Source organism: Nostoc sp. UHCC 0870, from assembly GCF_022063185.1.
In the GTDB taxonomy this organism is placed as follows: domain Bacteria; phylum Cyanobacteriota; class Cyanobacteriia; order Cyanobacteriales; family Nostocaceae; genus Trichormus.
The window spans coordinates 1,373,684-1,391,460 of record NZ_CP091913.1 but is presented as its reverse complement, the minus strand read 5'-3'; the positions used below and the strand labels follow the sequence as shown (position 1 = coordinate 1,391,460).

14 protein-coding genes and 1 tRNA gene are annotated in these 17,777 nt (G+C 40.1%); 6 read left to right on the top strand and 9 right to left on the bottom strand.

Going from position 1 to position 17,777, the window contains the following annotated elements:
* Positions 1 to 366 precede the first annotated feature (366 nt).
* The 3 genes from L6494_RS06220 to L6494_RS06210 all read right to left on the bottom strand — a co-directional run bounded on the left by L6494_RS06220 (position 367) and on the right by L6494_RS06210 (position 3,239).
* Positions 367 to 1,086, bottom strand: a complete 720-nt coding sequence (locus tag L6494_RS06220) for a Stp1/IreP family PP2C-type Ser/Thr phosphatase (RefSeq protein WP_237992540.1) — start codon at positions 1,084 to 1,086, stop codon at positions 367 to 369.
* An 18-nt stretch (positions 1,087 to 1,104) separates the two neighbouring features.
* Positions 1,105 to 2,790 (bottom strand): ABC1 kinase family protein, encoded by a 1,686-nt coding sequence (locus tag L6494_RS06215; RefSeq protein ID WP_237992531.1) that lies wholly within the window; start codon positions 2,788 to 2,790, stop codon positions 1,105 to 1,107.
* Between the two features lie 122 nt (positions 2,791 to 2,912).
* Complete coding sequence (locus L6494_RS06210; RefSeq protein WP_237992529.1) at positions 2,913 to 3,239, bottom strand: DUF6825 family protein; 327 nt, start codon at positions 3,237 to 3,239, stop codon at positions 2,913 to 2,915.
* Positions 3,240 to 3,505: 266 nt separating this feature from the next.
* Here L6494_RS06210 and L6494_RS06205 point away from each other — a divergent pair, with 266 nt between their 5' ends.
* Positions 3,506 to 4,207 carry a Uma2 family endonuclease gene (locus L6494_RS06205; protein ID WP_237992527.1) on the top strand — a complete coding sequence of 234 codons (702 nt, stop codon included), beginning with the start codon at positions 3,506 to 3,508 and terminating at the stop codon, positions 4,205 to 4,207.
* Between the two features lie 81 nt (positions 4,208 to 4,288).
* Here the strand turns inward: L6494_RS06205 and L6494_RS06200 are convergent, their stop codons facing one another.
* Complete coding sequence (locus L6494_RS06200; RefSeq protein WP_237992525.1) at positions 4,289 to 4,873, bottom strand: Uma2 family endonuclease; 585 nt, start codon at positions 4,871 to 4,873, stop codon at positions 4,289 to 4,291.
* A gap of 23 nt (positions 4,874 to 4,896) precedes the next feature.
* The gene (locus L6494_RS06195) at positions 4,897 to 7,602 is read right to left on the bottom strand and encodes a CBS domain-containing protein (RefSeq protein ID WP_237992523.1); all 2,706 of its coding nucleotides are present in this window, start codon (positions 7,600 to 7,602) and stop codon (positions 4,897 to 4,899) included.
* A gap of 180 nt (positions 7,603 to 7,782) precedes the next feature.
* On the opposite strand from L6494_RS06195, the gene psbZ reads away from it, so the two are divergent.
* The 5 genes from psbZ to L6494_RS06170 all read left to right on the top strand — a co-directional run bounded on the left by psbZ (position 7,783) and on the right by L6494_RS06170 (position 11,647).
* On the top strand, positions 7,783 to 7,971 hold the full coding sequence (psbZ, locus tag L6494_RS06190) for a photosystem II reaction center protein PsbZ (protein ID WP_190710358.1): 189 nt from the start codon (positions 7,783 to 7,785) through the stop codon (positions 7,969 to 7,971).
* 179 nt (positions 7,972 to 8,150) lie between these two features.
* On the top strand, positions 8,151 to 8,729 hold the full coding sequence (ribH, locus tag L6494_RS06185) for a 6,7-dimethyl-8-ribityllumazine synthase (protein WP_237992514.1): 579 nt from the start codon (positions 8,151 to 8,153) through the stop codon (positions 8,727 to 8,729).
* A 188-nt stretch (positions 8,730 to 8,917) separates the two neighbouring features.
* Positions 8,918 to 8,989: transfer RNA gene (locus L6494_RS06180), tRNA-Gly, on the top strand.
* Between the two features lie 980 nt (positions 8,990 to 9,969).
* The gene (locus L6494_RS06175; protein WP_237992504.1) at positions 9,970 to 10,377 is read left to right on the top strand and encodes a hypothetical protein; all 408 of its coding nucleotides are present in this window, start codon (positions 9,970 to 9,972) and stop codon (positions 10,375 to 10,377) included.
* Positions 10,378 to 10,381: 4 nt separating this feature from the next.
* A complete protein-coding gene (locus L6494_RS06170) occupies positions 10,382 to 11,647 on the top strand; it encodes a glutamate-5-semialdehyde dehydrogenase (RefSeq protein WP_237992502.1) in 1,266 nt (421 codons plus the stop codon).
* Between the two features lie 12 nt (positions 11,648 to 11,659).
* On the opposite strand, the gene L6494_RS06165 is transcribed toward L6494_RS06170, so the two are convergent.
* From L6494_RS06165 to L6494_RS06150, 4 genes are all read right to left on the bottom strand, one after another.
* Complete coding sequence (locus L6494_RS06165; RefSeq protein ID WP_237992493.1) at positions 11,660 to 13,417, bottom strand: GTPase; 1,758 nt, start codon at positions 13,415 to 13,417, stop codon at positions 11,660 to 11,662.
* A gap of 296 nt (positions 13,418 to 13,713) precedes the next feature.
* Positions 13,714 to 16,254 (bottom strand): GTPase, encoded by a 2,541-nt coding sequence (locus tag L6494_RS06160; RefSeq protein WP_237992482.1) that lies wholly within the window; start codon positions 16,252 to 16,254, stop codon positions 13,714 to 13,716.
* Between the two features lie 147 nt (positions 16,255 to 16,401).
* Positions 16,402 to 17,016 carry a Uma2 family endonuclease gene (locus tag L6494_RS06155; RefSeq protein WP_237995857.1) on the bottom strand — a complete coding sequence of 205 codons (615 nt, stop codon included), beginning with the start codon at positions 17,014 to 17,016 and terminating at the stop codon, positions 16,402 to 16,404.
* 53 nt (positions 17,017 to 17,069) lie between these two features.
* On the bottom strand, positions 17,070 to 17,624 hold the full coding sequence (locus L6494_RS06150; protein WP_237992473.1) for a Uma2 family endonuclease: 555 nt from the start codon (positions 17,622 to 17,624) through the stop codon (positions 17,070 to 17,072).
* Positions 17,625 to 17,777 lie beyond the last annotated feature (153 nt).

The following is a 17,777-nucleotide window of genomic DNA, read 5'->3' as shown; positions in this document are numbered from 1 at the left end:
ATTTTGGTGGCTAAAAGTATTTGTATCAAGTTGTAAATAGGAAAAATGCTCAGGTTGAACAAAATGCTGAGTATATTTACTACAAAAATCCTGAAGCTATCAAAAAACAGGAAAAGTGGTGAGTGCTGAGTGCTGTTAGCGGTAGCGCGGCGTTTAGCCGGTGCTGAGTAGTGAGTTATGAGTTATGAGGGGCTTACAAATTTACAAGTGATTTTTAGAATCACCGCCCTAAAAGTGCGATAAGAACGTCAAAATATCCCATATGTTATATTTTAAGGTGCGTCAGTCAGATAAAACCTGTAAATACCAAGAGATTCTTCCTACTGACGCACCTTACTAACTACTAACAGCCAACTTGGAATGCTGTTATGCGATCGCCACAATGACGATAGTGATGTTATCGTGTCCACCTTGTTCTTTAGCGGCTTCTACTAGAGATACAGCAGCCTGATCCAATATGGGGATGTGATGGAGAGAATCAGCTATCTTTTGATCGACCAGTTCTTCAGTTAGACCATCACTGCATAATAGTAAGCGATCGCCATCTGTAACATCCAATGGCTGCACTTCAACCTGGTGTAAGTCTTCTCGACCCAAACATCGGGATAGTACATGACGAAATGGATGAGTCCGTGCTTCGTCTGGGGTGATATCGCCAATTTTGATGGCTCTAGCTACCCAGGTATGGTCTTCCGTCACTTGCTCTAGTTGTGACTCCCGCAAGCGGTACAGCCGAGAGTCACCGACATGAGCGCACCAGGTCGAGTCACGAAAAATCACGACTACAACAGTTGTACCCATATCAGCACGTTCAGGATGACTTTGCTGATCCTCCAAAATGGCTTGATTGGCTTGCCATAAAGCCTGCTCTAACAATTTTGCGGATGAATCAGGTTTATCCCAATGAGCTAATAAATATTCTTGAATGACTGTCGTGGCGATGCGACTTGCTTCTTCTCCTCCCGCATGACCACCCATCCCATCAGCAACAATGAAAAATCGTCCTTCCGGGTCGATGTAGTAATGATCCTGATTATTAGAACGAACAAGTCCCGGATCGCTCAGACCCGTGAAGTTAAGTTTCATAGCTTTTCACTGCAACAATTAATACATACGGTCATAACGTTCGAGACGGAGAAGCAGTCTAATCAGTATTACTGAGACTGCTGCGGCAATTAAACCAGCCAGCAGTGCTAACCATACATAATGATTAACTAATAAAATTGTGGCTGAAAGGGTAAATCCACTGATTATCACAGCATAGCTCATGCCTATCTGAATATTGCTCTGTCGCCGTAAAAGCCGCTCTGTTTCTATAGAACGCACTCGCACGCGCATATCTCCCCGCTCTAGCTTTTCTAATGTATCTTCTAATCTACGTGGTAATCCGAAAGCGGTGGTACTGACTTGTACGGCTTGGCGACTTAATTCATTAAGGAAGCTATTGCTATCTGCACCATTCATATTGGTCATAAGCTGCATTGCGTATGGTTGGGCAACTTCCATAAAGTTAAACTCTGGATCTAAGCCTTTGCCTACGCCTTCGAGGGTGGAAAAAGCCCGCATCACAAAAGTAAAAGTTGCTGGAAATCTAAATGGCTGATTATAAGCTATTTCGTATAAATCATCACTGATCGCGGCCACAGATTGGGCTTCAAAGGGCTTATCCATGAAATTGTCCAGCATATACTGGACAGAACGCCGCACTGGCCCCATGTCATCTACGGGAGCGATCGCACCTAAATCTATGAGAGACTGGATTACACGAGTGCCATCTTTTTGGGCAACGCCAAACAGTGTCTGCATTAGTCCTTCCCGGACATTCGATTTAATCCGCCCCATCATGCCAAAGTCGTAGAAAATCAGTGAGCCATCAGCACTAACCGCTATATTACCTGGATGGGGATCAGCATGGAAAAAGCCATCATTGAGCAATTGAATTAAGTATGCTTGCGCTCCTTGACGAGCAACGGCTTTGCGGTCTATACCTGCGGCTTCCAAAGCCTCGTATTGGCTAATTTTAATCCCCGGTAAATATTCCAAAGTCAGCACTTGTGGCGAGGCGTAACGCCAATACACTTTCGGGACTTGTACCCAATCGTAACCGCGAAAGTTACGGCGAAAAGTGTCAGCATTTTTACCTTCATTGAGATAATCAATTTCTTCCCACAGAATGCGGCAGCACTCGTCGTAAATACCTGTCCAATCTCGCCCCTTTCCCCATTTAGGATGGTTTTGAAAATAGCGAGCAATGCCCTTAAGAATTTGTAAGTCTATTTCAAATAACTTTTTTAATCCGGGACGCTGCGCCTTGACTACAACTGATTCCCCGCTATGCAGTACAGCTTTGTGTACTTGACCCAAGCTAGCAGCAGCCAAAGGAATCGGTTCAAAACTTTGAAAGAGTTCGGGAATTTTTTTACCTAATTCCTTCTCAACAATCTTTTCTACTTGCTCATAGCTAAAAGCAGGTACTTTGTCTTGAAGCTTTGCCAACTCTTCTACATATTCACTAGGGAATATATCCGCACGGGTAGAAAATAACTGCCCGACTTTAATAAAGGTTGGCCCCAAGTCTAGCAGGGTATTGCGAATCCAGACAGCTTGAGCTTTTCGCCTTGCCGCCTGTTTCGCCTCAGTGACACCGCCAGGATAACTCCAAGATTTGTTATACCGCCAAAGTTTGAACATTAAGGTCAAGACAAAAGACCAAATGTCCACGAAGCGTCGCTTACTGGAGTAGTTTTCCCGATTCCAACGGTATGCTTTATCTGAATAACTAGTTTCCATATCTACAATTTACCGTTGGGTTTTCACTGAATAACCTGGAAGAAAAGACACTCTGATCCTTAAACTATTTTTCACAAAACGCCATTTGTCAATAATTCTTGACGAATGACTAATGAACACATTTATACAGAACTACTGCGATAACGTTGTAATTCATTTCGCAAGAGGGCAATTTCTGCACGTAGTTCATCAATTGTGGCTTGCAAATCAACCCCATCAGCACCAGTTTGGCTACTACCTGTAGTAGTTTGACCTGCTTGGGCTGCATTCGCTGCGCGGTTTGCCCGTTCTATGACTTCTTCTGTAAATTGGCGTAGTTGCTCTCTAGCCTCAGCATCAAATTTACCTATTTCGCTCAAAGCATCGGTCAAAACGACCTCTAAACGTTCATTCGCTACTTCAGCCAAGGCTCTGCCCACGAAAAAGGCTTGTAAAAGGGGGTTACTCATAAATTTTTGTTACGTTCGTCCGCAAGAGAATTATAACTTGCCCGTATGCTTTACGGCTTCTGCTACGGAGCGAAAGATTTCCATGACGCAATGTGCAACTTCATCTCTAGCGATCGCTTTTTCTATTTTTCCATCTCCATTTTTCTTGAAAAACAGTTAAATAACTATGGTTAAAAATATTGATTATTGCCTACGGTACGCTACCCGATCGCCAACTACAACACTGCTAAAATAGACACAGAAATAATTGATGCAGTATTGATTCTATGACCATTGCCCAAGAATTAGAATCGCAAGCAGACATATCGCAAGATGTTTTATTTCCCCCTGGTGACTTATATAGTGATGAGCCTCCCTTGGAAACAGAACTACATCTAAGACAAATAATCCTACTTTTACAATGTCTCGAATGGTTATGGCGGGATAGAAATGATTTTTATGCGGTGGGAAACCTGACAATTTACTACAGTCCCCGCCAAAAAAAATCAGAATATTTCCGAGGCCCAGATTTTTTTGTGGTGTTGGGAACTGAACGCAAAACCCGAAAGAGTTGGGTGGTTTGGGAAGAAGAAGGTAAATATCCCAATGTCATCTTAGAAATTCTCTCGGACTCAACAGCAAAAACAGACAAAGGGTTAAAAAAAGAAATATATCAAGATACCTTCCGTACACCTGATTACTTTTGGTTCGATCCCCATACATTAGAATTTGCAGGATTTCATTTAGTAGATGGAGAATATCACCCTCTACAAGCAAATGCACAAGGATATTTGTGGAGTCATCAGCTAGGGTTGTATTTAGGAGTTTATGATGGTCTATTGCGGTTTTTTACACGAGATGGACAACTAGTTCCCACGCCTGAAGAAACGGCTGAACAAGCACAACAACAAGTTGAACAAGCACAACAACAAGTAGCACGTTTGGCAGCGAAACTGCGGGAGTTAAATATAGATCCAGATACAATTTAGAAGAATGTGTGTGCCTGTTTTGACTGTTGATTTATCATGAAGGTAAAAACAGGCGATCGCCTCCACTCTCCACAATCATTATTATTCTTCTATCGCCAAATCTACACCTGCATAAATATCGCTCAAAGCAATTTGAAATTCTATTGATTGGAGTGATAATATAGATTCTCCTGATTCATATTCTGTGAATACCCATTGACCATTAGTATTTCTATAAAACTGCTCTGCAAGGTGTTCATATTGGTCAATCATCACGTATTCTTGCAGTGTCGGAAGAGAACGGTAATATCTAAATTTATTAGTTCTATCGTAATTTTCTGTCGATTGTGATAATACTTCTACAATCATTACGGGATTGGTAACTGTAGTAGTTCCTTTTCCTTCATATATCGGTTTTCCCTGAATCACCATGACATCAGGATAAGTGTATATACGATAACGAGGTATCCATAATTTAACATCCCCCATGTATATTTTGTAATCTTTACCTCGCATCTGCAATTTAAAATTGGCATAAAAATTACCTGCTATTTCATTGTGATTAGTTGTTCCACCAGCCATTGGCACAATTTCTCCATCTCGATATTCATTTCTGCATTCCGATGTTTCCTCTAGTTGTAAATATTCTTCGGTTGTGTAGTATTTACTTACTGCTTGAGTTTGCATAATCACACCTTGTTGAATATCAATTACACAGGATAATGTTTAGCTAAAAAATCTTCTGCTTCTTCTTGATTGTGAACCACTCCATCCAAAGTTGCTGCCAGTATATCATCGAGCATTTGGCGAAACCGTGGACTAGGTTTGTATCCTAATTTCTTTAAGTCATTACCATTTAACATTGGTTGGATATGAGATAAAACTGTTAAGTAATGCCATATCTGCCGCCTAATTATTCTTGAACTAGATATGGCAATCAAAATTAACATTTCTACATCATATTTGCGTAACACTTGCACTATTTGACTAGGTTGTTTAGATATCACTAAAAAGTCTCTAACTTCAGATTTAGCAGCAGCTAATTTATGCGATCGCTCTATACTATCTTCTGGTAGTTGCAGATTTTTCGCTACTTTGTGGCGATATTGTGGTGCTAGGTGAGCAATTAAGACTTCTAGGCGCATCTGCCAAAGAATTAATTTTTTTTGAGCATCAAATCGCCGCCAACAGCGTTCTAATAAACGTAATTGTCGTAAAAGTTCAGGATCTAATTTCAGGGTGGGATGGATGCACTGTAATGCGCCTAAGTCGTCAAGTAGCTTTAAAGCCAATTCCCAGTAAGCGGCTTCGAGGATATGTTTCAATTCGGCTTTGAGTCGAGTTTGTAGGGCTGGGGTTTTGGTGTTAGTTTGGGCAGTGCGGTCATATACGCCACTATTAATGGCGTAGCGAATATATTCTTCAGTGCGTGATTCAATATCAAATCCAAAACGCACCGCAAACCGGACACCGCGATAAATGCGGGTGGGGTCTTCAATAAAGCTATTGGCGTGTAATACTCGAATTTGTTTGGCTTGTAAATCTAGTAATCCACCGAAGAAATCAAGTAATTCCCCAGCACGAGGGGAAGTCAATCTTAAAGCCAGGGCGTTGATAGTAAAGTCACGGCGGTATAAATCTTGACGGATGGAACTTGCTTCTACCTCTGGATTCGCGGCTGGGTAAGGATAAAATTCTGTTCTAGCGGTAGCAATATCCACCCATAAAGAATCTAATTTGGGGTCTTTGTGCCATAACAAAGCCGCAGTTTGAAAAGCCCCGTGAATTTCTAACCGGGCGGCGGGATAAATTTCTTGGAGTGCTTTGGCTAGTTCCACCCCTGCACCCACATCTGCGGCTTGATGAAAACCATCAACCACTAGGTCAATATCTGTAATAAAGAGAGTCCCAGATGCGGCTTCAGCCAATAGTAAGTCCCGCACTGCACCACCTACTAAATAAAGATGCCAACCCCGTTGTTCTGCGGCTTGGGAGGCGGTGGTGAGTAATTGCCAAAGTTGGGGAGTCAGGCGATCGCGTAATTGTTCTAAACTAGGAAGCTGAACACTATGTTCTAATCTAGGCTGTCCTTCCCCTCTACTTTTCCCCTCCGCTTGATGCAATTCCCTGAGAACATCGGTACGGGTAACAATTCCAACTAATTGCCCATTTTCTAATACAGGTAATCGACCAATATCATACGTCACCATCAACGATTCAATTTGTGGCAGTGTCGTATCTGGGGTAATAGTCTTTAAATTAATGGTCATGTACCCCTTGACTGGCGCATGACTAAAGCCGTGATGAAAGGCAATATCTAAATCCCGTCGGGAAATAATTCCTACTAATTGCCCTTGGCTATCAACCACAGATAAACCAGAGTGTCCGTAGCGTAATAAAATGCGCTGTGCTTCGCCAATTGTCGTTTCTGGGCGAATGGTGCGGACTGGGGAGGACATTAAATCTCTGGCGGTGGGAGGATGGGGAATCGAGGTTTTTATCCCGTCTAGGAGTTGTTGCAGGATATTTTGGGTATTGACACCGCGTAAATTCAGAGATGATGCTTGAGAATGACCGCCGCCGCCGAAGGTGTGAAATAATTGGTCAAGATGAACACTGGGAATTTGCGATCGCCCAATGATTGTCAACCGGGATTCATCTTTACTCAAAGGGTACTCACCAGCCAATAGCAAAGCGTCAATTTCTGTCAACTCCATCAGTTGTGACGCTAAACTAGATAACCCTGGCACAAAGACCTCTGTCTTTAAAGTTACCCAAGCAATAGTATATCCCCGGAAACAAAGATATTCTAATTGTTCTAAAGCTTCCTTGAGTAAGCGTTGTAATTGGGGAGATAAACCTGGCTCGCGGTAATTAGAAATTACTGCTAGACTAGCTCCTTGCTGCATCAACCAAGCCAACGCCAGGGCATCCCGTGGTGTAGACTGGTCATAGGTTAGAGAACCAGTATCTACATGAATACCTAAAGCCATCGCTGTAGCTTGGGCTGGAGTTAAAGAGATTTGCTGTTGTTGTAATTGCTCAACAATTAAAGTTGTGGTAGCACCCACTGGGGCAATATGAGATTGAGTAGCAGGAATATCTGATACTTGACCGAGGTGGTGATCATAGACAGTAATATTGTCAAGTTGCGGTAAATCTAACCACTCAGCAGCCTTACCCAAGCGATCGCGTTGTTGGGTATCGACTACAGTTAAAGACCGAATTTTCTCTGGATTTACCGAACGCCTTTCAATTAGCGCGTACTCATCTCGACGCAGTGCCAAAAAATCTCGTACAGGCGGATGTGCGCCCCCAGTCAACACAATTTTACTACCCGGTAGGAGGCAAGTTAGCCCTACTGCTGCGCCCAAGGCATCAAAATCGGCTGTAGTGTGGCAAAGAATTAAGTCCATATTTAAGGGTCATTAGTCTTGACTGGTATTTAGACAAAGAACTAATGCAACTAATAACTAATGACTATAGTGACGCAATTTCTGCTAGCTTACAAATAAGGAGAAATGTCAGTGTCGCCCTTTAGGATATTCTATTTTTAGTATTTCCTTAAGTATTTTGCTGTCTTGGGAGAAGTAAAAATGACCATAATATTCCAATTTGCTTTAGTAGCTCTTGTTCTGATGTCTTTTGTGCTAGTTGTAGGCGTACCTGTAGCCTATGCTACCCCCCAAAGTTGGGTTGAATCTAAAAAGTTACTCTGGCTTGGTTCTGGAGTTTGGATCGCTTTAGTGCTTTTAGTTGGGCTATTAAACTTTTTTGTGGTATAAGCCAGCACCGCACTACAGTACAGATAAATAGCCACAAGACCAAAGGGGCAGGAGAGCTACCAAACAAGGTAAGAGAACAGAGTTTATTTGTTCTTTGCACCTAATTGTGCTTTCCTGCTCTTCTACATTTAAAGAAGAAATGTATATTGACAAAAGTATAGTTAATGTAAGAGGCAGTCATGGCAGTTTTTGAGGGAACTTTCACCCAAACAGAACCTTTGCGTTTAGCAGTGGTGATTGGTCGATTCAATGACCTTGTAACCACAAAACTGGTAGCAGGATGTCAAGATTGCTTAAAACGCCACGGTGTCGATCCTAATCCTGAAGGCGATCAGGTAGATTATGTGTGGGTCCCAGGCAGTTTTGAAGTACCGCTTGTGGCTCGTCAATTAGCCCTTTCTCACCGTTATGACGCGATAATTTGTTTGGGTGCAGTAATTCGTGGGCAAACACCCCATTTTGATTATGTATCTTCAGAAGTAGCCAAAGGGATTGCATCTGCTAGCTTTCAGACTGGAGTACCAGTAATTTTTGGCATCTTGACAGTAGATACCATGCAGCAAGCCCTAGAAAGGGCGGGTATTAAGGCTAATCATGGCTGGGATTATGCTATGAACGCTCTCGAAATGGCTAGCCTCATGCGGCAGTTACGTTCTAATTTGAAAGATGCCTACGCTCACAATCCCCAATCCTTACCAGCGTCTATTTCTGGTAACAGCATCGGCAACTTTACCACCGAGTCAGAAGAAGTAGGCTGACCAAAGAGAGGCAGGGGAGCAGGGGAGCAGGGGAGGCAGGGGAAGAAGAACTTTCCAATCCCCAATCCCCAATCCCCAATCCCCAATCCCCAGTCCCCAGTCCCTAGTCCTCAGTCCCCAATCAAAAATTAGACTTGAAAATAGTTGACAAGTCAAAATAAATCTGTCATATTAGTAAAGTAAGTTTTGCGGGTATAGCTCAGTGGTAGAGCGTCACCTTGCCAAGGTGAATGTCGCGCGTTCGAATCGCGTTACCCGCTTTTAAGGCAAAAAAATAATCATAGCTTTATTGGTTGCGTCACAACACATCAAACAAAGGTATGTACTAGACTTAAATAAAGCTGATCGAAGAGCCACCCTCACAGGTGGAAAATGGGACTCTATCTATTTTCATTCAGTGAATTTGACCAAAAAGCTTTGAGGCAACAGTCAAGGAAGCTGAAGAGCGTTTCAAAACTTCCCACTTGATAAAAGGCACTATTTCTAATTCCAGTAGAAATCAACACAAATTTAGTTGAAACTCAGCCGGATATGCTGAGGATACAGCTAAATGCTGAATAAATAGTTATAGTTTATTCTTGGGTGCAGTTTTAGTAAATAAATGGGTTGTCTTCAGAGTGTTCGCCACGTAAGCTAAAAAAAGTACCAAACACGCCACCACTATCGATGTTTAACAATACAGATACAACAATTCTTCCACAAGATGACTACCCAAGCACAAAAATAGCCTGAGTTAGTCAAAGTGAAATGATACAGCGAACCTTGCTATTTATATAAAACTTTAATGAAGAGAGAACGCCAAGGTTTTCAAAATTTGTACAAATATGCTCAAGTTATTAAGCTGTTACACATTTATTTTTTTAATTTGCATACAGTCAAGACTTAGGTAACGCGATGTGCAACTTATTCTTGAAACCCCTCTCCATTAGACGCGAAGCGGCTACTCTTCGATTTCTCCGCAGGAGTACCCGCAGGTTACCTCTTCCCTACAAGGAGAGATGCTTTGATTCTTACTTCCCTTCCCTTGTAGGGGATGGATTGTGGCTTAGGTTTAAGAGAAAGTTGCACACGGCGTTACCCCGTATTTTCGTGGTTGCGTTACCTACGGGAAGCAATCGCCAAGCCTTTATTATCGGTTACGAGTGCGTAAGTTCTAACCCTGTACAGCTAGGATGCTGATAGATACTGGGGTTTCCATTTTGAATTTTGAATTTTGAATTTTGAATTGCTTAGAAAGCTTGTGCAATCACAAAAACCACAAAAAATCGATTTTAACACCGAATACCCCTGTCCCTGTCGCCGCAAGGGACGGTTAATTCCGATTACTCTTACAGAAGCATTTGGTTGCGATCGCTGTCAACAAATCTTTGTTGTAGAAGATAATGGCCATGTACTAGAACAACTATCCACCACCTACCCCTACAAGCGTGCTTGGCGTTGGACAGGGAGTAGTTGGCGAGTTGTTCACCCCAAATTAGGAGAAAGTTATTTACCTATAGCATTGGGGATTATTTTCGTGCTAGTGATTATATGGCTACCATTAGCACTGCAATTGGCCAATCGTTCTAGCATGATTGCATGGGCTATGGTGGCAGTATTGTTGGCAATTTTGCCAGCACTCATGGTCTGGCTTACTTACAGACGATAATTCAATGACCGTTGTAGCTGTGGACGAATTTCCCGAACCCATCAACAGCGCGAAACGCGCTTATCAAGCTTCCCTAAAGTTAAGCACTACCAAGGGAACAGACCGCAGTCGCGCTGTATTGGCAATGGCACAGGCGATAGAAAACTCATTCGACGACATTTTAGAAGCCAACACGTTGGATTTAGAAGCTAGTCGGGAAATGGCAGTGCCAGAATTGATTTTAGATTGGCTGAAGCTCACTCCCACCAGGTTAGAGACAACAGTAGAAATTCTGCAAAGGTTGGGAGAACTATCAGACCCGTTACGACGGGTGAGAAACGCCGACTATCAACCAGAAGACTCTCAAAGTTACTCCCAGTTAATGCCCTTGGGAGTCATAGGATTTATTTATGAAGCCTTTCCTGATTTAGGCGCGATCGCGGCAGCTTTGTGTATTAAAACTGGTAATAGTATCATCCTCAAAGGCAGTACAGAAGCTAGTCACTCTAACGCGGCTATTTCGGAAGTATTACAACACGCACTTGCAGAAGTTGGTTTACCAGCAGGTTGTATAGAACTGATTACAACAGAACACGGGGCTTCAATTCGTGATTTAGTCACCCAAGACCAATATGTAAACTTAGCCATTCCTTACGGACGTTCTAGCTTGGTACAGCAAGTCATGCGGCAAGCCACCTGTCCAGTGTTAAAATCAGCAATGGGTAACTGTTACCTTTACTGGTCGCTGAATGGCAGTCTAGAGATGGTGCGGTGGATGATTCTGGATAGCCACGAAAGCGAACCAGACCCCGTTAATGCCATTGAAAAGGTGCTAATTCATCGCCAAGCCATGCCCTCATCCTTGGCGGTACTGTGGAATAGTTTGAAAGAAAAAGGCTTTGAACTCAAAGGCGACGCAGAACTAGTAGAAGCCTTCCCACAGTTGCAGCTAGCGAAAGACAATGAATGGGGATGCGCCTATTTAACCAAGACAGTAGCATTTAAGTTGGTGGATAGTCTAGAAGGAGCGATCGCCTGGATTAATCAATACAGTAGCGGTCATGCTGATTCGATTGCCACTGAATCCTATCAAGAAAGTCGCCAGTTTGCCCTAGGGGTTAACAGTGCCGCCACATACATTAACACTTCACCGCGTTTCTCTCGTAATCCTTCACGGGGAGACTCAGTATTTTTAGGTATGTCTAACCAAAAAGGCCACCGTCGGGGATTTATTAGTTTAGAGACTCTGACTACTGCCAAACATATTATTCAAGGGAATGGACGGTTTTAAAAGTTGATGATGTCAGGCTTGCTGATTTTCCATCACTTGGTTAATGTGGCGAAGAATAGACTCAAAATCTTGACGAATTTCTGTAAGTTGTTTTACCCAAGTATTAGAAACTGCGATCGCATTTTCTTCATGTTGGCGTGCAGCAGCAATTTGCTTATCAATTTCTCCGTAGATTTGTAAATCTACATCCCTAAATATACTATCTATTTGATTTTCAAGACTCTTGGCAACACTCATAAAATGGCTAGTAATCTCTCGACGAGCTTCAGCCATTTTATCTTGTCTTTCAGTTTCTTGTTGCATAGCATGAAAATCTGCAACCACACCAGCTACTGCTATTACAGGTGCAAGAAACACAGTAAAATTAGCAAGTTCTTTAACAATACCAACAGCTTGCCAAGGCTTGAAATCTACACCAATAAGTTTTCCCACACTATAAACTACATTATGGGCATGACTACCAGCTACATTTGAGGCAGTTAAAAAACCTTGACTACTAGCCGCTACCCTCCCAGCAGTAAATTTTTCCCAGTGACTGCCTAATAGTTTACCCATTTGTTGCAGAGATTTTACCTGATTTTGTAGATGTTCAATACTTATATTATTATTAACATTCTTAACAGATAGTGTTTGAGTATTTTCCAAGCAAGTTATAAAAGTTTTTACAAGATTACTCTGTAACACTTGTTCTACTTCTTGACTAATGTCTTGAATTGCTGATCCGACTAATTTTTCTAGTTTTTCTGTAGCATCTTTATAGTGTTTTTCTACGTTTAGCTCAGTTTGGTGATTCAGTTTTTCAAAATCTTCCTGAGTCTTTGTTCCCACAGCATATGCCAACTTAATTCCATCTTCAGCAATTTTAGAAGACATTTCTAAGGCTATACTATTAAATTTGATTCGTAGACGTTCTCTCTCTTTACGTACTGTACGCGACAAACGTGCCATTACTTCTAGAAATGCCGTATCTTGATTAGAATTGCGTGTAAAGCTTAATTGAGCTTCGTCTAAAGCCGCTAAAACAATTCTGACTGGTGTATCATAACGGGCAAGTGTAGCACGGCTTTTAACAAAATTATTTAAAGCATCAATAAATGTTGGAAAGCGGCTGATGTCGATCAAGAAATCATCTTTTTGATCTATACCTTCACAATAATCCTTAGCATCAATAAAGCACACAAGAAATTCATCAAGGCTATGAGGCTTGAGTGCATCAGCTAAACTTTGGCGATAATTAGCAATTTTTTGTGCTTCCTCTCCAGCTTCATCAGACATTTTATTGATGAGCAGCATCATTTTCCATCGATAGCCTTTTTCATAAGCCAGCTTTTTGAAATTTTCTACTGTGATTGAATCGAAAAGCATATAAGTGAGGCTGAAAACTAATAAGTCAGCTTTATTGATTGCATCATAAGTAATATCATCATGGTCTTTGCGGTCTGTAAATAATCCTGGTGTGTCTATTAACTTGATGCCATTCCAGTCATAGCTAGTAGTTTTATCAGTTGCAATATCTGAATCAATCTTAATATCACGCTTTCCTGTTAGTGCAGAGATAGTTGTTGATTTACCAGCATTATATTGACCGATAAAAGCTACAGTCATAATACCATTTTCACGATATTTATTGGTTTCGTCATGAAGTTTATGACGAATAGCCGTCAGTTCAGGATGCTTTGCTTCAACTAAGATGTTATCAAACCGAAGGCTTGCTTCACTAAATTTATTAGCAATCTCAGCAGCATTAAAGACTGTATTATTTTGAACCATTTTTCACTCCTTTTTATAACTGTGTATCGAAACCTAAATATAGAAAAAATATTTGATCAGTGAACAAATTTTGACGTATTATCTTTGTCAAAAAGGCTTTTAGGAAACACCAAAAAATAAATTATCCGAAATTAATGGTTGGGTAGGGTGCGTCAGTATGAATAATTTCTGATTATTGTTAGGTTCTATCGCACTGACGCACCCTACAATTTGGATATTTCTTATCTGGAAGTTCCTTACGTCTTAATATGCGTTCACAATTCAAATCTGATTCCTATAGTGTCATTAACTAATATTTAGGTTTTATGCTGTAGGTTGCCAAATGTTTGTTCAGAAGACTTGACTGAGATAATAGAGATGTCTTCTTGTAAAACCTGGTTAATTATTTTCTGGAATCTTTTAGACTTAAACTCAGATTTAGTTTGAATTTTGATGTTTCGTCCAAAATCTCTATCTACCTGAGCAATAGTTGTGAAAATATCTTCATCAGTTAACGGTTCATATTTATCTGCACACCAATCTACAATACGTTTGGCATAAGCACGATTAAGATTGTCAGCACAGTTATCTAATTTATTTTGAGTATTTTCTAGATGCTTGATCATTTGTTCTAAATTCGCAATTAGTTCATTGAAGTAATCGCTAATATTACTTTCTACATCCTTAGAATATTTATTGAAAAAATCTTCGGCATTTTTCAGAGCTTTTTCTAGCTCACTTTTGAATTGCTTGTTTAGAGAGTTACGAATATTTTCTACAGCTTCACGGCGTTTTTGCTCCTCAGATTTGAGAAAATTAGAAATTAAATGTAAACAAGTACCAGTAATTCCTATAAAAATTCCAACAGGTGCAGCAAATAAAAGTGCCGACGCTCCTAATACTCCTAATAAGTTACCACTAAAACGTAGCATATCTTTATAGGAGATACTGTCTTGCTCGTTTAAGTTAACATTACCGAACTTTAATCTAGCTACATTTTGCAATTCATTACCTATTTCTCTTAGTATTTCTTGCACGTCTTTATTAAATTTTTCTTCACATTCTTTAAAAGCAATATTTAATTTTCCTTCAATATTTAATATTTCGGGCTTATCTTTCAATTTGGAGTTTAACTGACTTTGTTCAACATTCCAATTTTCTTCTGCAAAAGGTTGTATTATATCAAACACATCTTTAAATACAAGCTTAATGCGCTGTTGTAAAGATTCCCAATTATCCCTAGATGCTTTTTGTACTTCATGCTGAAACCTTTGATGTATATCTTTCAATTGCGTAACCCTATCTTGATAAATTTCTATCTGTTTAGTAACCCACTTTTTTGGTTCTTCAATTGCGCTGACAGTAGAGCCAAGTAAAGTTTGAGAACGCCGAATCACTCCATGCTCGGCTAACGACACTCGAATAGCATCAAGAAGCTCTTGTATATGGCTTCCTTGAAACAGCTTTTCTTGATTGTCTTGATGCTCTGGTTCTTGTGACATTTGTGCAGCTAAGAGCATCACAGGAATAATATCAAAGTAATCGTTAGCATAATGATTTTTTGCGTAGCGACGAATGCGTTCAATATGTCCGCCTAAACCACTACTACTATCCATAACAAATAGCTTGTCTGGATCTTGCAAGAAATAATCTAATCTGCGCTGGTCACGCAGATTATTCTTAATATTTAATAATATAATCAGTGGTTTTGCTTTTTCTTTTAGAAGTTCTAAAAATTTAAATTCAGTTTCTTGAACACTGTCATTTGTAACTACATAGCAGATAACATCAGATTCTTCGATAATTCTTTCAGCAATCTCTTCATCACTTGCTCCACCAGGCGCACCAATACCAGGAGTGTCAATAATCCGAATATTTTTCCATTCATAAACGCGGTTAAAACGAGTAGTACGCTGTTTACCAACACCAATTGCGTCCCAACCATCACCCGTAATAATTGCATGGAGAGTGCTTTTACCAGCTTTAGTTTTACCCATAAAAGCGATACTAAAATAATTTAAAGCACGTTGTTTTGATCGGAGTGATTCGCGTACTACTTCCAGTTTTTTGATAACTTCAGCCGAGAGAGCATTTTTTGTAACTTCAAGCTGTTGTGCTACTTCCTTAGCTCTATTAGCTTGTCCTTTATTACTTGTTTTTTTATGTATTGATTCAGTAGTTTGTTGAATATTCTCTACTAGATTTTCAAGAGCAGTATAAGCACTGTGAAGTGAGTTTTCTGTATATTTGTAGTCTTCAGTTGCTATTGATTTACATTTTTGAGTAGCTTTTTCATATTCAGCCCCAGATAGTAGTATTTCTTTCCGCAGTTTCTTTACTTTATCTCCGAGATTCTTAGGTGCAATTTGTGTTAAATTATCCACAAGAGCGCGTGATAAAAGTGAATCTACCCCCTTTAAAAGACGCGCACCTACAGATAGTTCGTATTTTTCGATATCGTTATAAATATTTTGAACTGTGCTAAATTTTTTTGCTCCTTCTAGCAAGTTTTTAATTTCTATATCTGACCAATTCCAAATTTTTGCAACATGGTTAACCATTTCCTGTTCTGAAGGTGAACAGTAACCATCAACATAAGCAATTGCTAGTATTTGTCGTATCGCCTCACTTTTCTCCTTGGTGGGGATGTGACGCGCTACCTCTTCAATAGATATATAATCTTCATCTTGATTGAGTATTTTCTCCATCTCCTGAAGGGTGCGTGTTCCCATTTTGGCTTGCTGTCCCAAATCTTGCAGTGCTTTTGATTCTTCGCTGTGAATTTGTCCGTCAGCACACACCATATGGGTGAGGAGTAAAAACTGATAGTTTATTTGGTCAGTAGTTGGTAGTGACATCTTTACCCTAAGTTCAAATCCTATACTTAGGGTAAGCAATCATTATTATTATCAACGTCAGAAAATATACTTAAATTAAGAATATACTGAAATGATCTATTTGTGGAATTTTTACCGAAAATAGGCGATCGCTCTATGATTCAATATTCAACAAACGGAGTTGAAAATCTGTTGTGCTGTTAAATTTAACTCAGGAAAAGCAGGGGATACGATGAGGTTGTTACCGTGAAACGGGGTCATTTGATATTCACCATCTACTAAATTGCATACAAAAATAGTAGGCTGTTTCGGGTTGCCGAGAAACTTACGCGCACCTAATGCAGCATAATCAACAATCCAATATTCAGGAATCCCCATTTCTTCATAATCAGCATATTTTTTGTGGTAGTCGTCTCGCCAGTTAGTAGAAACAACTTCAATTATTAGCCTTATTGACTCAGGCTGAGTAATCATGGAAGCTTTTTTCCAAAGTAGTTCATTAGGCAAATTTTCCCGGTTGATTACCAAGACATCAGGGAGATAGTTAGAGTCTGCACTTGGAGTTCTGACAAAGCCAGTTTTCGGAATATTTAAAGGGAGGTTGAATCGCTCAATTTCAACTCCTAATTTTCGCATTAAAAAACCAACAATATCTTCATGATCGCCAGATGGTGGGGGCATTTCAAATATAACTTCCTGATGCAATTCATAGCGTTTACTGTCATTAGGATACCATGCAATAAATTCATCGCAGGTTATTAATTTAGGCAAAGCTGGGGTCATCATCTTAGATCCATATTCTCAGCAGATGGATTCAATATTCTAGAAACTTCGAGTTATTCAAATACAGGTGGCCATAGTTCGGAAATTGCAATCTCCCAACCAGGAAATAACTCATTAATAGTTAACTTATCCTCATTAGTTAAAACTTTCACATCACCATTAGGACGATATACACTCACAGTTAATTCATCTGGGTTTATTAATATTCCTACCCTTGCGCCTAAATCTAAAAATAATGTAACTTTCTGTTCTAACTTAGAAATTCTATCTGTTTTTGATTTAATTTCTACAACTAAATCAGGTACTAACTGAGCAAAATCTCTGACAGTTCGTTTTAATCTTTCAGCCGCTACAAAAGAAACATCAGGAGCGCGTAAATCAGTATTTGGCATAATAAACCCACCACTTGAGTCAAATATTCGCCCAAGTTTACGAGGATTAATCCAAAGTTTTAATAAATAAATCAACTGTGCGCCGATTTCACTAGACTCGATATCTGATGGCCCCATAAGTAAAATATTTCCCTCTTGCAGTTCTATTTGATAGTCCTGCTGTTCTTCTTGTAGCTTTTGTTGTAGTCTTTCTACATCTTCAATAGTGAGAGTCATACAACTTTTTAGATAAATTTAACTTTATAGTTATGTTAACCTAAGTTCTCGACAAGAAATAAGCTGACAAGCTGCAAATTGTATTGTGAGTCAAAAAAAAGTTCGCGTAGCCGGACTTCCAGAAGCAAAGCTGTGCGAACTTTTGTATAGTTT

Coding starts and splice junctions, on each gene's coding strand:
- L6494_RS06165 (WP_237992493.1), bottom strand. CDS start 13,417: ATGGTTCAAAATAATACAGTCTTTAATGCTGCTGAGATTGCTAATAAA.
- ribH (WP_237992514.1), top strand. CDS start 8,151: ATGGCAGTTTTTGAGGGAACTTTCACCCAAACAGAACCTTTGCGTTTA.
- L6494_RS06220 (WP_237992540.1), bottom strand. CDS start 1,086: ATGAAACTTAACTTCACGGGTCTGAGCGATCCGGGACTTGTTCGTTCT.
- L6494_RS06195 (WP_237992523.1), bottom strand. CDS start 7,602: ATGGACTTAATTCTTTGCCACACTACAGCCGATTTTGATGCCTTGGGC.
- L6494_RS06210 (WP_237992529.1), bottom strand. CDS start 3,239: ATGAGTAACCCCCTTTTACAAGCCTTTTTCGTGGGCAGAGCCTTGGCT.
- L6494_RS06170 (WP_237992502.1), top strand. CDS start 10,382: ATGACCGTTGTAGCTGTGGACGAATTTCCCGAACCCATCAACAGCGCG.
- L6494_RS06200 (WP_237992525.1), bottom strand. CDS start 4,873: ATGCAAACTCAAGCAGTAAGTAAATACTACACAACCGAAGAATATTTA.
- L6494_RS06215 (WP_237992531.1), bottom strand. CDS start 2,790: ATGGAAACTAGTTATTCAGATAAAGCATACCGTTGGAATCGGGAAAAC.
- L6494_RS06155 (WP_237995857.1), bottom strand. CDS start 17,016: ATGACCCCAGCTTTGCCTAAATTAATAACCTGCGATGAATTTATTGCA.
- L6494_RS06205 (WP_237992527.1), top strand. CDS start 3,506: ATGACCATTGCCCAAGAATTAGAATCGCAAGCAGACATATCGCAAGAT.
- L6494_RS06160 (WP_237992482.1), bottom strand. CDS start 16,254: ATGTCACTACCAACTACTGACCAAATAAACTATCAGTTTTTACTCCTC.
- L6494_RS06150 (WP_237992473.1), bottom strand. CDS start 17,624: ATGACTCTCACTATTGAAGATGTAGAAAGACTACAACAAAAGCTACAA.
- psbZ (WP_190710358.1), top strand. CDS start 7,783: ATGACCATAATATTCCAATTTGCTTTAGTAGCTCTTGTTCTGATGTCT.